This is a genomic window from Acinetobacter sp. YH01007 (assembly GCF_013420425.1).
Lineage (GTDB): Bacteria > Pseudomonadota > Gammaproteobacteria > Pseudomonadales > Moraxellaceae > Acinetobacter > Acinetobacter towneri.
Genome location: NZ_VOYC01000002.1, coordinates 122,209 through 137,581 on the forward strand (window position 1 = coordinate 122,209; position 15,373 = coordinate 137,581).

The window sequence follows — 15,373 nt, forward strand, 5'->3', positions numbered from 1 at the left end:
AGATTTAGGGGCTGTAGACACTTCGTCTATGTTTGCGACTACGCATATTTTTTAACTGATATAAGGCATGAGGCAGGAAATTTAGTCATTCTAAATGACTGACTCATAACGAAATAGCAGCAAAAAAATATGCTTGTCCTTCGCTGCGCCTTGCACTGCAAACAAAGCAGTGCTTGTTTTTGCTAAGGCTGTGGCTAAAACTTTCTCAGATTGCGTTATGAAACTTGGCAATAGTCTCGCTATTCCCTGCGTTTCATGCCTGATCTGCTCAGTTTTAGCCTACAGCGCAAGCCATTTATGAAATGTCTACAGACCCTTGCTTTAATTCCTAAATCCTTGGTTGATCCTGCTCCTTTTATTTTGATGTCTGCTGCCCTTACATCCATAGTGTGCGCTACCGTACACTTAAATGGAGCACCAACAGTTTCCTATACTTTTCACCTATTCTTTTACCACATAATCAAATCAACAAAAAAGGGGGATGACGCGAATCATCCCCCTCTTTTACTTATGATTTATCAATAAATCATTATGCGCGTTCTAGGTATTCACCTGTACGTGTATCTACACGAACGCTTTCTTCTTGCTGTACGAATAAAGGAACACGTACCACTGCACCTGTTTCTAATTTCGCTGGTTTACCGCCACCACCAGAAGTATCGCCACGTAAACCCGGATCAGTTTCGACAATTTTTAATACCACGAAGTTTGGTGCGTTTACAGTTAAAGGCACACCGTTAAACAACATAATGGTACATTTTTCGTTTGAATCATCTTTTAACCATTTTGCAGCATCGCCCATTGCGGTTTTGTCAGCAGCAATTTGCTCAAAAGATACAGGATCCATGAAGTTCCACATTTCGCCATCGTTGTAGAGGTATTCCATTTCTACTTCTACAATGTCAGCTGCTTCTAGTGAATCACCAGACTTAAATGTTTTTTCTAAAACTTTACCAGAACGAAGGTTACGAAGTTTTACGCGGTTAAACGCTTGACCTTTACCTGGCTTTACATATTCATTTTCCATGATTGAACATGGGTTACCATCAAGCATAACCTTAAGGCCTGACTTGAAATCATTCGTAGAATAATAGGCCATGACTGGCACACTCCAAACTGACTAACTTAACTATTTATGTTACAAAGCAAATGACCAACGCAGCTTTGCGATGCTCGCCATCTTGCAACATCTTTTTTCATCGGACGTATTGTAAATGAGCAAGCCATAACGAAGCAATGAAAATCCACTACCGATCACCTCAAGATATCGGTAAAATCAGCTGTTTTGTAATGATTCTGATTCAAAGCGATTAATCATTCGCGGCATTCACGCTCAATGAACAAAGAATTCATCTACGCTAAATAGATGTGTACTTGGTTCCTTTCACCTCATATTTAAATCTTTTCTGGCATGATCAACTACCTGTACCAAGAACAAAACTGGCAATCTCAACTCAGTGACTTGATCACCGACCCACGCGAATTGTTAAATATTTTAGAGCTGTCTGAACAGCAGTTGCTGTCAGGTGCTTTACTGGCATCCAATCAGTTTAAATTGCGTATCCCGCGTGCATTTGTGGCCAAAATGCAAAAAGGCAATCCACTCGATCCTTTACTGTTACAGGTTCTGCCACATCATTTAGAACTGGAAGATCATCCTGGATTTGTGACCGACCCTTTGGGTGAGGAACAAGCCAATCAACAACCTGGAGTCTTACACAAATATAAATCACGCTTTTTGCTGACCTTGACTGGTGCTTGCGCAGTACATTGTCGTTATTGTTTCCGCAGGCACTTTCCTTATCAGGAAAATCTGCCAAAAACTGAAGACTGGGACAATATCCGTAATTACATTGAAAGTCAGCCCGATATTAATGAAGTGATTTTAAGTGGTGGCGACCCGCTCACTTTGTCAAATCGTAAATTAAATATCTGGATTGAGCGATTGGCGTCTATTCCGCAAATAAAATTTTTGAGAATTCATTCACGAGTTCCGATTGTTATTCCCAACCGTGTCGATGAATCGCTGATTTCCTTACTAAAAAATAGTAGGCTGCGTATTATTCTAGTGGTACACTCGAACCACGCATCAGAATTAGATGACTTTACCTGTTCGCAACTTGCCAAGTTAGTCGAACAAAACATCACCGTTCTGAATCAAGCAGTCTTATTAAATGGGGTCAATAATTCTGCTCAGGTCTTGGTCGATTTAAGCTATCGTCTTTTTGATGCGGGGGTGATGCCTTACTATTTACACGTGTTAGATAAAGTAAAAGGAGCGCATCATTTTGATTTAATGCCGCAAGACATTGATCACATCTATAAAGAGCTTTTAGCGAACTTACCCGGCTATTTAGTTCCTAAACTCGTTAGGGAAATTGCGGGCGAAAAAAACAAGACACCGCTTTTTGGGGTTTCAACTTATTGAGTTAAATAACAATCATGAATATGAATACTTCAGATCTTTTTCTAGTTCCCAGCGAACTAAAGCTGGAGCAATTGAGTTTTTGTCAAAATACGGTTAAAAGCATTCAGGCATGGGCAGCGGATTTATCCATTTTACAATTGGGTGATTCTTCCCAAGCTCTATTTAATGCACTTTTAGAAATTTCAGAACTGAAATGTCAGGAAACATTACGTTTTGACTTAATTCAAGCTATTCATCCGACACTTGAAAATGTGCTTACCAGTCTGGAAAAGCATTTTTTCAACCAGGCTTTGATTAGTAATGACCGCAACGATCATATTATTGAACTCGCGCTGTTATTACGCAGTCATTTCGCCAAAGTCTATATTAATATTTCCCGACGTAGCCACCAACAACTCACCCAACAAAAATTTTCTTTATTTGCCTTTAATTTAAAAAAGAACTTACAAACTGCACGAGTTCTATCTAGCTATTATGCTTTACAACAATTAGCTCTACTGCGCTATCAACAACACATGCTTTATAGCCACGCCTTGCCAAATCAGTGGTTAATTGCACACCAACTTTTAGATACAGCCATTCAACAACATTATTATTTAAATAATATTAATCAGTTACAAGGCACACAACATCAACTGATTAATATTGCTCAAGCCTATGCACAGCTGATTTTATTGGAAATTTTCAATACCCATCAAATTCGACCTGCAGAAATTCAAGGCTTATATCTCTGTAGCTTTGATTGGGCAAAACTGATTCAAGTTTTACCCAAAGAAACGACGCTTTCACGTTATGTGGTCGATGCAAGCAAAGATCATCCACCTATTTACAATACGCACCAAAGCCAAGGTTTTCATGCCAATATTTTTATTGCAACTCAACCCCTACTCGATCATTTAAATGAAGTTCAAGGTCGTAAAGGTGAACATTTATCACGCAATGAAAAGCTATTCTTAACCCCTGCTTTGCATTTCCATTTGCACAATATTTTGACCAATACAGCAGAACGTGTGCATGAGCGTTATGAATATTCGGCACGGATTAAAATTTGCTTTGGTTTGACTGTGGCACATTTTTATCTGTCTAATGGTAAAAACTTCAATGAAACGCTGTCTTTGGGCGATAACTACCAATTCCAGAATGAAAGCCAGTTTATCAATGCCATGCATACCAACTCTACGGTAGATATTAGCGCTGTTAAAACCTTAGACCGTGAAGCCAAACAAATTTACAATGCCGATGTTTTAGATATTAGTGTCAATGGCTATCGTATTAAATGGACGGGTGAAACACCGAAAAACCTTAAAACAGGTGAATTTATTCTGGTTCAGGAAAATAGCCAAAGTCCGTGGCGTGGTGGTGTCATTCGCTGGATTAAACAATCTGCTGAAAAAAGCTTAGAACTTGGCTTGGAAATTTTAACCCAAGATATTTACCCTTGTGCTGTTTTTGTTAAAACAGATCGGCATACAGGACATTATCATCCAGCATTATTGGTACAAAGTACGCAGGTCAATGAAGTCAATACCTCATTGATTTTGCCAAGTCTGCAATTATTACGTGACAAACAAACCGTACAGCTACGTTTAGGTGAAGAAGAACTAAAAGTGTTCTTAATTAAGCCGTTATTGATTACCCAAAGCTTTATGCGCTTTGATTTTGAGTTGTTGAATGACCAACAACAGCCTTTACTTGATGGTTTTATTCAGAAACAAGTGAATGAAGTTAAAAATCACGATTTATGGGAAGCATTAAAGTGAGAAATCCATTATTGTCTAAAAAGCTCAAACGTACCGAAACACGTTTACTCATAATCGATGACAACCAAATACGTTTTAATCAAATTTGTGAACAACTCACTGCAAATGAGCACCGTGTTCAGGCTTATCTATTAGATGACATTAAAAACTTTGAAAAACAATTACATTTAACTTGGGATTTGGTGATCTTTGGTCGTGCTTATGACCTAAAAGTCGATCAGGCACTCACTTTAATTCGTGCATCACAGCAACCAAATTTACCGCTACTTTTGCTCAAACCAGACGATTACGATGCCACGCAATACACCAGTTATGTGCGCAAAGGCATCTATGACATTATCAATTTAGATTACCCCGAACGCTTCTATTTTGGCTTAATTCGCGCACTGTCTTTTAGTCGCTTACAGCAGTCACAAGAACAACTTATGACTGAACTGGAAAATGCGCAATCACAAGCTCAGGCGTTGGTCGAAGACAGTAGCAAAGCAGTAGCCATTATTCAGGAAGGAATTCATGCACAAGCCAATGCTGAATATTTACAGCTATTTGGTTTAAAAAGTGAAGATGACCTTATTGGCTTGCCATTATTGGATTTATTGCAACCGCAAGATATTACAGATTTTAAATTCCGCTTTAAGAAAGTCAGTCAAGGACAATTTGAACACGGCCGTTTTGATATTCATAGCCAAAACCCGCTTCTGGCAAAACAAAACCCACTCAAAATTGAATTTGTTGGAGCAGCTGACGACGCCATACAAATCACCATAGATATTGAAAATACGGCGCAAAATACTGTCCCTGCTCAAACGACAGCAGACAAAGCAGCGGCAAAACCAAGCACATACCAATTGGTAAATCGCACTTTAGCCAAACAGCCTTCTAGTGCCAATGCTTTGGTGGTGTTTTCTTTGGCGAACTGTCCTGAATCAATTTTCCAAGCCGACTGGCAAACCACAAAAAATTACTTTACCAACATTCAAAATTTTTTAAAAGAACAGACCAATGTACCATTATTTAATGTGAGTAATGGTTTAGTGGTTGGTTTGTTCCAAGCAGAATCGCCTGCAATTTTAGAATCGAAACTGATTGGCTTAAATTCACTCACGAAACCGCAATTACTTACGGTAGATCAACATACTTACCCACTTAATTTGCGTATTGGTTATGTGCCATTCACTCCAGACATTCAAAATGAAAGCAGTTTTGAGCAACTGATTAGCCAAGGTTTTGCCAACGCATTACCACAACAGCAAGAACAACATAACTCAGGTTTAACCTTAGACATGTCCTTTGGTGAATCTAACTTAAATGTAATTGAATCTGCTGCAGCTGTACCACAATCGTATAGTGAATCTGCGATTATTGCAGCGATACGTCAAAGTCTTGATCGTGGTGAAATTCATCTGAAGTATCAACAACTTTATGATAAGCAAGACACCAATTTATATACCTATGAAGTAACTAGTGGCTTTATTTTCAATAGTGAATGGAAATCACTGACAGGCTTAATAGATTTGGCTGAAGACCCAGAATTATCCATTAAACTGGATCGTTGGATTTTGGTCGAAGCTTGTAAACAATTGCACAACTTCATCACCCAATATCCTGAAGCGAAGCTGATTATCAATTTAAACAAATTTGTTTTATTACAAGACCGCAGCTTCCCTGAGTTTGTGTCTAAACTGATAACGATTATTGGTAGCCGCCTCAGCCATCCATTAATTTTGCAATTCTCTGAAGAAGACATCAGCCAAAACTTAGGTGATGCGCAGAAACAAATCAGTTTATTACGTCAGCACGGCGCTGAAATTTCTCTGCGTGATTTTGGTCATTCGATTTATAGTGAATCTATCTTGAAACAAGTCGATATTCACTACTTGACCTTGCACAGTGCACTGACTGAAAAACTGGCTGCTGATGACTCGACGCAAGAATTACAGGAACAATTGAGCATTTATAGTGAAATTAAACCTGTAGAAGTGTTATTGCGTGACTTAAATGATATGAACCTGTTTGCGAATGCGTGGAATGTCGATGCGCGCTTTATTCAGGGTGATTATTTCCAGAAAAAACTCGATCATTTAATTGATGTGCAAGACCAATAAGGTCTTGTGCATTAGGGTCTATTTGTAGACCCTAAAATTTAAGGCACAAAAAAACGGGCAATTGCCCGTTTTTTTCGTACTGGATATTAACGTTTGATAGAACGTGACATACCAGCAAAACGTTGTTTGAACTTGTCGATACGACCGCCAGTGTCAACGTTCTTTTGCTTACCAGTGTAGAACGGGTGGCATGCAGAACATACGTCAAGATAAAGAGTTTCTTTACCAACTGCTGAACGAGTTTCGATTACGTTACCGCAAGAACAAGTTGCAACTAATTTTTCATATTTTGGGTGAATATCGGCGCGCATCGTCGATTACTCCTAAGATTTAAGAAGGCTTAAGCTGTCATCGCAATTGGTCACTCTCATTAAAAAAATGAGGACATGCTTTAAAAGCAGACCAACACCACAACAGACCATTCTTTTGGCCCACCGAGACGGATACCGTCAGAGCTAAGCACAACAAGTTGGGCAATATTATACGGAATAAAATATTTTAAAGCTAATTATTCTTAGGAATTTAATTCCTGAGGTTCAGTCGAATCGGGCTGCTTTTCGAGATAATTGGCTATCACACCGCACACCATCAACTGAATTTGATGGAAAATCATGATCGGTAAAACAATCATCCCCAACGGCTGCCCAATAAATAAAATTTGCGCCATCGGTACACCACTGGCTAAGGTTTTTTTGGAGCTACAAAAAAATGCGGCAATTTGGTCTTCACGTGCAAAACCCAACCATTGCGGCACAACCCACGCCAACCACATCACAAGGGTCAATAACACGGAACAAGCAATAATCAACAGCAATAAAGTCATACCACTAACTTGATGCCACAATCCTGCTACCACTGCCCCACTAAATGCACCATAAACCACCATCAAAATCGAACCCTGATCAAATACCTTGACCAGCTTTGGTAATTTCAACATCTGAGGAAAAACATAAGGACGTAATAACTGCCCCAAAATAAATGGCACCAATAACAATAAAGTAATTTGAATAATCGAATTTGTCGGGTCAAAACCGTGTTCAGACTGCCCTAAAATAAAGATGCCTACTAAAACTGGGGTAATAAACATCCCAATTAAATTAGAGAATGACGCACTGCAGACTGCGCTGGCAACATTGCCTTTTGCCACTGACGTAAAGGCAATTGAAGATTGCACGGTTGAAGGCAAAAAGCACATGAACAAAAAGCCCCAATACAGCTCCTGCCCGAGCATTGGCACTAGAATTGGCTTTGCCAGCAAACCTAAAATTGGGAATAACGCAAAGGTAAAAGTAAATACCAACGCATGCAATTTCCAATGCATCATGCCCTGAATGACAGCTTCACGTGATAATTTCGCCCCATGCAAAAAGAATAAGATTGCAATGGCAACTGTCGTAATCACACTAAAAACTTCGGCTGCTTGCCCTGACACAGGCACGACACTGGCGAGGATGACCATCACAAACAAAAGAATGGTAAAGCGATCCAATGCCAATAACTTCAACATAAACACATCCTGTATATTCTTTTACTGTTGCAAAAAAGCCCAGCAATTTTTACCTTTCGATAAAGGTATATTACTGAGCAATATTCAAAAAGCGAGCATTTTCAGGCGATGTTCAATATTTTCAAAATGAATACTGAACAACATTCAGTTTATTGCGCCATAAAGGTTTGGTTTTTACTGCTTCACTGATGAAGACTTAGTTATTACGTGCGTTCTGATCTTGCTGAATCAATTCAACTTTATAACCATCTGGGTCTTCAACAAAAGCAATGACAGTTACACCACCTTTCATTGGCCCTGCTTCACGTACCACATTGCCGCCGCGCACTTTAATTTCTTCACATGCTTTGTAGGCATCGTCTACCGCAATTGCAATATGACCATAACCATTGCCCAAATCATAGCTGTCTGTATCCCAGTTATGCGTCAACTCCAAAACGGTGTGATTTTCTTCATCGCCATAGCCTACAAAAGCAAGGGTAAAACGACCTTCTTCATAATCACGCTTACGCAGCAAAGTCATGCCTAAAACTTCTGTATAAAATTTTAATGATTGCTCTAAATTACCTACACGTAACATGGTATGCAGCATGCGCATGTCATTCATCCTTTTGTTCAATCGGTTTTGCTTGTATGTGTTGATGGTCACGTAACAATTTCGCCACCCACACCACTAAAATTAAAATAGGGATTCCAATTAATGTGGTCATGAGGAAAAAGTTTGGATAACCAATATTGGTCACTATAGTACCTGAATAACCACCTAAAATCTTAGGAGTCAAGGTCATGAGTGAGCTAAAAATTGCATATTGCACAGCAGTAAATGACACACTGGTTAAACTGGATAAAAATGCGATAAAAGCCGCGCCCGCTAAACCTGAAGCCAAGTTATCGACAATAATCGCAAAATATAACCATGCTGTGCTATATGGCTTAATCACCTTGCCCTGAATTTCAACCATATTGTTTGAAGATGATTGAACGATCGGCAAAGGTTGTATATCTACATCCAAAGCATTGCCTTCATGTGTGTTTAAATCGACCTGATAGGTTTGGCTGTGTTGTTGTACTGTTTGCTGTCTATTCAATAATACGGCTTGCAGTTGTTTACTTGGTGAGTCTGCCAAAAGCTGCCCTGCAATCGCTGCCGTAAAAATTCCTTGTGCATCTAGTTTTGCATCAAAATTTTGACCATCTAGCTGCAGTACAATTTTTTGCTGTTCGGTTAAGGCAGGCCCTGCATATTGCCCACGTACGACAATACTGTTGCTGGCTTCATTTTCGCTAATACGATTATCCGAAGTCAGTGGTAAAAACTGGAGTTGTGCAGTTTCAATCTCAGTTTGGTGCAAATACGGCATCGACACTAAACGTGACGGCGTATCGCCCGTTTGGTATTGCGCACGTACCTGAATTTCATCCTGTGTTGCTAAAACCTGACTAGGCACAGCCACTTTCCAATATCCAACTTCATCGGCCTGGGTTTGATATTGTTGCTGCCCCACAGAAACTTGCACATCGCTCAGTTGCTGTCCTGACTTCACCAGACCAATAAAAATAAGATTGGTGGATGATGCCAACACCGCGCCAACAAACATTAATTTCATAATGTTCATACGCTGTGCCAGTAAACCGCCCAAGAAGCCACCCACTAAACTGAAAATGACCCCATAAACCTTAACCGCTTCGGCAATTTGTTCTTTGCTAAAGTTCAAATCCTGATAGAACACATTGGAAATTACACCTGCAATAATGTCTGAAACTCGATAAAAACCAATCAAGAGTAATAACACCAGTGCCAGTTTCATGCCGTAGCGTTTAAAGAAATCTGCAACAGGATGCACCCATGTTTCAAATGCCATCTGTTTATTGACTGCGCCCAATTTGACCAAAATTGTGCCCATGCCTACAGCAGCCGCACCCGATGCAATAAAACGTAAAGCTTCTATAGAAAATAATAAAAATGCATCTTTGAGTTGGAATTGTTGTTTTAAGGCTTCGGTAAAATTACCCGAAAAGACGTAGCACAATACAAAACTGAATACCGCAACAAAAAACACCGTAACCAGACGAAAATAGTCGCGTCGTTGATAATGCTTGCTGACCCGATTCACTTGCGGCTCACGAATCACCAAAGTCGTGATAATGCCAATCAGCATCACCGCAGCCATCGCCAAATAGGTAATTTTCCATGCACTATAAATATAGTTGCCTTTGGCTGTACCTAACGAGGCTGCCAAAAATAAAGCACCTGCCCCTGCGACAATCATCCCAATGCGATAGCCCGCGTTATAAGTCGATGCCAACACGGTTTGCATTTGAGTTTCAGCCAGTTCGATACGGTAAGCATCAATCACAATATCTTGCGTGGCTGCAGAAAAGCCCAGTAATACTGCACCCAATGCCATTTGATATAAATGCGCCTGTCCCAAAGCTGGGTCAGAAAATGCCATCACCGCAATTGCACAAACAATTAAACATTGGGCGATGAGCAGCCATGCCCGACGTCGCCCCAGTTTTTTGGTTAAATAGGGTACGGGTAATTCATCAATCAATGGTGCCCAAACAAATTTAAAGGAATAACCCAAGGCAGCCCAACTAAAGAAAGTGACCGCACTTTTGTCAATGCCTGCTTCGCCCAACCACAAAGATAGACTGGAAAAAATCAGTAAAATTGGAATACCTGCAGAGAAGCCCAAAAACAGCATAATCAGCGCACGACGGTCTAAAAATGCCGTAAATGCAGCTTTCCACCCTGTATTTTGTGCTGAAGTTTGCCCAGTCTGTTGTGTGGTCATTCGATTATTATTTTCTATCAAGTCAAATTGTTGTTATTCAATCGCGGAATAGCTTCTGTTTCAACAGTATTTATGAAATTATCCACAACAGCTTTGTCATTTTGTAGTAAAAATTACGGCTTAGCTTGAATTTTCCGCTTAAACCTGTATACCTTTAAACTTCTAACTGCAATATTTCGTTTTGGATTTCTACAGTGACCCAAAGACTTGATCAAATCACCCCATCAATGACAACCAACACAACAACAGCAGCGCAAGATGAACAACAACCGCTTCTCAGCTCTGCCTTTGAACAAAGCGAAATACAAACGACTTTAGAAAATACACGACTCAAAGCAACACAACTAACCCATATTCCAAATTACGATAACATTCCCGCTTCGACCCGACGCATTAAACCGCTGAATAATTTTTTAGGACAAGATCGGGCACGCGCTTCGGTGGAAGCAGGTATTTCCCTGCCATATTCTGGCTACAATATTTTTGCAGTGGGTACGGCGGGATTGGGCAAACGTACCATGGTCAAGCGTTTGCTGCAGCAACATGCCAAGAGCATGCCCACACCGAATGACTGGGTTTATGTCAATAATTTCAAACACCCGCGCCAACCGATTGCCTTGCAACTGCCTGCAGGTCAAGCGCCTAAATTTCAAAGTTTGTTACATCAAACTTGGCAAACTATTTTAAAGCAACTCGAACGTCGCTTTACCGCAGAAACCTATCACAACCGCATTGAAATGATTCGTCAGCAAGCGGGTGATGAACAGCAACAAGCCTTAATTGAGCTGACCAGTGAAGGTGAAGAACTCGATTTAAAACTGATTGCGCAGGAAGATGAACATTGCTTTGTACCCGTGCATCTGAAAAATGACAAAATGCAGGAAATGTCTAAGGAAGATATTAACGCCTTGGACAGCAAAACCCGTGCAGAAATTGCGTCCAATATTCGTTATATGAATAAAAAACTGGAGCGTTTGGGTTTGCATTTAGGCGATTTAGAAGATGACGCACGTGACAAAGTACAAGACCTGAACCGTGATATTGCCAAACAAGTGGTAATGCCACGCATTGATATTATTCAAAATAAATATCCTAGTGTCGAAGGTTTGACTGAATATTTACAATACTATGCCGAAGATATTATTAATAATGTCGAGTTTGTTTTAGAACAGGAAGAAGATGATTTCCGTCCTGGCACCTTTAGCCGTATTCCTGCGCGCTACCAAGCCAATATTATTGTGACGCACAAACCCAACAGCGGTGTACCTGTTATTTTTGAAGATTTTCCAACCCATTACAATTTATTGGGGCATGTAGAACAACTCACGCAAAACGGCACCATTACCACTGACTTCACCTTAATTCGTGCAGGTAGCTTACATAAAGCCAATGGCGGCTTTTTGATGCTCGAAGCAGAGCAGTTACTGGAACAGCCTTATGCATGGCAAGGACTGAAACGCGCTTTAAAATCGGGGCAATTGAAACTTTCATCTTTGGAACACATGCTAACTTTAACAGGCAGCATTTCAATTGAACCACAAGCCATTCCACTAAATATTAAAGTGATTTTACTGGCAGAGCCTGAAATTTATTATGAAATTTTAGAGCTAGAACCCGAACTTGGCAGCGTGTTTAAAATCCGTGCCGACTTTACCGATACATTACAACGTAATGACGAAAACGAGCAGGCATATATGCAGCTGATTGCCGACTATGTGCAATCTGACAAATTATTACCATTTGACCGTTCTGCTTTGGCAGCTTTACTTACTGACTCAAGCCGTCAAGCTGAAGATCAAAGCTCACTCTCCTTACATGCCCTCACCTTGGGGGATTTAATTCGTGAATCGCATCACCATGCGGCACAGGCGGGCGATAAAACGGTTTCCGAACAGCATATCAATACCGCACTGGATCATCGCAAATATCGCTTAGGCTATTTAAGAGAACTGTACTGGCAAGATTTATCGCGCGGTACGCAGTTGATTGAAACTCGTGGACACCGTTTGGGGCAAATCAATGCCTTGTCGGTCATTCACTATGCCGATGTCGAGTTTGGCTTACCTTCGCGCTTAACTGCCTCAGTCTATCAAGGTGGCGGCGATATTTTAGATATTGAACGCAGTGTTGAACTTGGCGGTTCTTTACATGCCAAAGGTGTGTTGTTGATGGCCAGTTTCCTCAAAGCACATTTTGGTCGTGAGCAAATTTTGCATTTTTCTGCTGCCCTCGCCTTTGAACAAAGTTATGGTCAGGTCGATGGCGACAGTGCAACGGTAGCTGAGCTTTCAGCTTTGATTTCTGCAATTAGCCAACTACCTATTGACCAATCTTGGGCCATTACAGGTTCAATGAACCAACTTGGTCAAGTACAGCCAATTGGTGGCGTGAATGCAAAAATTGAAGGTTTCTTTGATGCCTGCAAACTGCAAGGTTTAACTGGCAAGCAAGGCGTGATTATTCCGCGTCAAAATATGCAGCACCTCATGTTACGTAAAGACGTGATTGAAGCGGTAGAACAAGGTCAATTCCACATTCACGCCATTGATACCATTGATCAGGCCTTAGAAATTTTAATGGCACGTCCTGTGGGTAAACTCACTAAAAAAGGACGTTACAGTAAAGGTTCAATTTACGCTGCAGTGATGGAACAACTTGAGTATTGGCAAGCCATTGAAGATGGTGCCGAAATTGAAGAAGAGCCGAAGAAAAAGAAAAAGTCCAAGAAAGAAAAGGACAAAAAGGACTCAGAGAAAAAGGACAAAGCGCAAAAAGCCAAGAAAAAACAGAAATCGGCTGAACCATCTGATGCGGCAACTTCTGATGAAGTCACTACCGAATCGGCTGAAATAGTTGAACTTGCAACTGAAAGCCCTGCGGTAAACTAAACGCAGTAATTCGAGTCAGCTATTCAAGTTAATTCTAGATATAAAAAAGCGCCAAGGCGCTTTTTTTATATCAACTTTTTGTATGGATGACTTTGACCTAGTTTGACCCAAGTCCAATACGTTAAGCTTCAGGTGCTGGGCTATATTGCTCAACCAAAGGTTTTAACTCACCTTTTTGGAACATATCCAACATAATATCGCTACCGCCAATCAGCTCGCCATTAATCCACAATTGTGGGAAAGTTGGCCAGTTCGCAATTTTTGGCAAAGTCGTACGAATATCCTGATTTTCTAAAATATTCACATAAGCAAAAGGACGACCAATTTGACTGAGTGCTTCTACTGCGCGCGCAGAAAAACCGCATTGTGGAAATTGTGGTGTGCCTTTCATGTAAAGAAGAACAGCATGTTTAGCAATTTGTTCACGAATTAACGCTTCGGTATCGCGTACTTGTTCAGTCATTGGTAAATCCTCAACTCATCTGTGTGGCATTATACCCAAAACCGAGCAAAACAGTACGTCTAAAGCAATAAATCCAATTTTATTTACAATTAGGCTTTTCATCTGCAGTAGATTTTGCTTATATAAGTTTTTCCCTCCAACCTAACAGATAAGAGTTAGTCATGAATAACATTACCCTTGCTCCTGTGCAAACTGATCAACCATCACATTTGATGCCTGTATTTGGCCGTCAGCCGATCAGCTTTGTCCGCGGTCGAGGTTCTTATCTTTATACTGAAGATGGCACAGAATATTTAGATGCACTTACAGGCATTGCCGTATGTGGTTTAGGTCACGCACACCCTGCAATTACCGAAGCCATTGCAGATCAGGCGGCTACCTTAATTCACACCAGTAACTTGTTTGAAGTGCCGTGGCAGACTGCTGCTGCACAAAAATTGGCGCAAGTTGCTGGCATGGAAGAAGTGTTTTTTTCAAACAGTGGCGCAGAGTCTAACGAAGGTGCAATTAAAATTGCACGTAAATTCGGTCATATGCAAGGCGTAGCCAATCCTAAAATTATTGTTGCAGATCACTCTTTCCACGGTCGTACTTTGGCTACCCTGTCTGCAACTGGCAATAAAAAAGTTCAGGAAGGTTTTGCACCTTTGGTTGAAGGCTTTATTCGTGTGCCTTTTGGTGATGTCGAAGCCATTGAAGAAGCTGCGATTCAGCATCCTGATATTGTGGCTATTTTAGTCGAGCCGATTCAGGGTGAAGGCGGTGTGAATACTGCACCACAAGGCTTTAGCTACCTAGAAGACATCCGCCGTATTTGTAATCAACACAACTGGCTGATGATGCTGGATGAAGTACAAACAGGAAATGGTCGTACAGGTAAATTCTTTGCTTATCAGCACACCAATATTGTGCCTGATGTATTGACTACAGCGAAAGGTTTGGGCAATGGCTTCCCAATTGGTGCAGTCATGACTCAAGGTCGTGGTGTGGGCGTTCTTACTGCTGGTAATCATGGCTCAACCTACAGTGGTACTGCGTTAGGTTCACGCGTGGTTTACACTGTTATTGACACCATCCAGAAAGAAAACTTGGTAGAAAATGCAGCAAAAATGGGTGGCTACATTGTGGAACAATTGCGTCAACAACTCGCAGACCAAAATGTAAGCGTGCGTGGTTTTGGCTTGATGATTGGTATTGAATTACCAAAACCATGTGCAGAGTTGGTCGATATTGCCCGCGATGAATACAAAATGATTATTAACGTAACTGCAGGTTCTGTAGTGCGTTTATTGCCAACATTAAATATTACTCAAGCCCAGGCAGATCAATTGATTGAACGCCTTGTAGCAATGATTAAAAAATTCTTGGCTTAAATAAATCCCTAACAAAAAGCCGCAGTTTGAACTGCGGCTTTTTGCTAACTA

At 40.7% G+C, this 15,373-nt stretch carries 11 protein-coding genes; 5 read left to right on the forward strand and 6 right to left on the reverse strand.

The window, feature by feature from the left end; all coding sequences use genetic code 11:
* Positions 1 to 529 precede the first annotated feature (529 nt).
* Positions 530 to 1,099, reverse strand: coding sequence for an elongation factor P (gene efp / locus FTT74_RS01065; protein ID WP_179988349.1), 570 nt, complete (start codon positions 1,097 to 1,099; stop codon positions 530 to 532).
* Positions 1,100 to 1,411: 312 nt separating this feature from the next.
* Here efp and epmB point away from each other — a divergent pair, with 312 nt between their 5' ends.
* The 3 genes from epmB to FTT74_RS01080 are packed head-to-tail and all read left to right on the forward strand — an operon-like array spanning position 1,412 to position 6,293.
* A complete protein-coding gene (epmB, locus tag FTT74_RS01070) occupies positions 1,412 to 2,428 on the forward strand; it encodes an EF-P beta-lysylation protein EpmB (RefSeq protein WP_096901068.1) in 1,017 nt (338 codons plus the stop codon).
* A gap of 14 nt (positions 2,429 to 2,442) precedes the next feature.
* Positions 2,443 to 4,188, forward strand: coding sequence for a GTPase (locus tag FTT74_RS01075; protein WP_179988348.1), 1,746 nt, complete (start codon positions 2,443 to 2,445; stop codon positions 4,186 to 4,188).
* Positions 4,170 to 6,293, forward strand: a complete 2,124-nt coding sequence (locus tag FTT74_RS01080) for an EAL domain-containing protein (protein WP_179988347.1) — start codon at positions 4,170 to 4,172, stop codon at positions 6,291 to 6,293. The genes FTT74_RS01075 and FTT74_RS01080 overlap by 19 nt, the downstream gene beginning before the upstream one ends.
* A gap of 86 nt (positions 6,294 to 6,379) precedes the next feature.
* Here the strand turns inward: FTT74_RS01080 and rpmE are convergent, their stop codons facing one another.
* The 4 genes from rpmE to FTT74_RS01100 all read right to left on the reverse strand — a co-directional run bounded on the left by rpmE (position 6,380) and on the right by FTT74_RS01100 (position 10,598).
* A complete protein-coding gene (rpmE, locus tag FTT74_RS01085) occupies positions 6,380 to 6,604 on the reverse strand; it encodes a 50S ribosomal protein L31 (protein WP_004971624.1) in 225 nt (74 codons plus the stop codon).
* 203 nt (positions 6,605 to 6,807) lie between these two features.
* Positions 6,808 to 7,806, reverse strand: a complete 999-nt coding sequence (locus tag FTT74_RS01090) for a bile acid:sodium symporter family protein (RefSeq protein ID WP_171062555.1) — start codon at positions 7,804 to 7,806, stop codon at positions 6,808 to 6,810.
* Positions 7,807 to 7,996: 190 nt separating this feature from the next.
* Positions 7,997 to 8,398, reverse strand: coding sequence for a lactoylglutathione lyase (gloA, locus tag FTT74_RS01095; protein ID WP_179991207.1), 402 nt, complete (start codon positions 8,396 to 8,398; stop codon positions 7,997 to 7,999).
* Between the two features lies 1 nt (position 8,399).
* Positions 8,400 to 10,598, reverse strand: coding sequence for an MFS transporter (locus FTT74_RS01100; protein ID WP_004971628.1), 2,199 nt, complete (start codon positions 10,596 to 10,598; stop codon positions 8,400 to 8,402).
* Between the two features lie 194 nt (positions 10,599 to 10,792).
* On the opposite strand from FTT74_RS01100, the gene FTT74_RS01105 reads away from it, so the two are divergent.
* Positions 10,793 to 13,486 (forward strand): Lon protease family protein, encoded by a 2,694-nt coding sequence (locus tag FTT74_RS01105; protein WP_179988345.1) that lies wholly within the window; start codon positions 10,793 to 10,795, stop codon positions 13,484 to 13,486.
* Between the two features lie 121 nt (positions 13,487 to 13,607).
* Here the strand turns inward: FTT74_RS01105 and grxD are convergent, their stop codons facing one another.
* Complete coding sequence (gene grxD / locus FTT74_RS01110) at positions 13,608 to 13,949, reverse strand: Grx4 family monothiol glutaredoxin (protein ID WP_019837647.1); 342 nt, start codon at positions 13,947 to 13,949, stop codon at positions 13,608 to 13,610.
* A gap of 161 nt (positions 13,950 to 14,110) precedes the next feature.
* On the opposite strand from grxD, the gene FTT74_RS01115 reads away from it, so the two are divergent.
* Positions 14,111 to 15,322 (forward strand): aspartate aminotransferase family protein, encoded by a 1,212-nt coding sequence (locus FTT74_RS01115; protein WP_131261143.1) that lies wholly within the window; start codon positions 14,111 to 14,113, stop codon positions 15,320 to 15,322.
* Positions 15,323 to 15,373: the final 51 nt, after the last annotated feature.

Bases quoted from the DNA above. Each gene is read 5' to 3' on its own strand.
- FTT74_RS01115 (WP_131261143.1), top strand. From the start codon at position 14,111: ATGAATAACATTACCCTTGCTCCTGTGCAAACTGATCAACCATCACAT.
- FTT74_RS01075 (WP_179988348.1), top strand. From the start codon at position 2,443: ATGAATATGAATACTTCAGATCTTTTTCTAGTTCCCAGCGAACTAAAG.
- FTT74_RS01080 (WP_179988347.1), top strand. From the start codon at position 4,170: ATGGGAAGCATTAAAGTGAGAAATCCATTATTGTCTAAAAAGCTCAAA.
- grxD (WP_019837647.1), bottom strand. From the start codon at position 13,949: ATGACTGAACAAGTACGCGATACCGAAGCGTTAATTCGTGAACAAATT.
- rpmE (WP_004971624.1), bottom strand. From the start codon at position 6,604: ATGCGCGCCGATATTCACCCAAAATATGAAAAATTAGTTGCAACTTGT.
- FTT74_RS01100 (WP_004971628.1), bottom strand. From the start codon at position 10,598: ATGACCACACAACAGACTGGGCAAACTTCAGCACAAAATACAGGGTGG.
- epmB (WP_096901068.1), top strand. From the start codon at position 1,412: ATGATCAACTACCTGTACCAAGAACAAAACTGGCAATCTCAACTCAGT.
- efp (WP_179988349.1), bottom strand. From the start codon at position 1,099: ATGGCCTATTATTCTACGAATGATTTCAAGTCAGGCCTTAAGGTTATG.
- gloA (WP_179991207.1), bottom strand. From the start codon at position 8,398: ATGCGCATGCTGCATACCATGTTACGTGTAGGTAATTTAGAGCAATCA.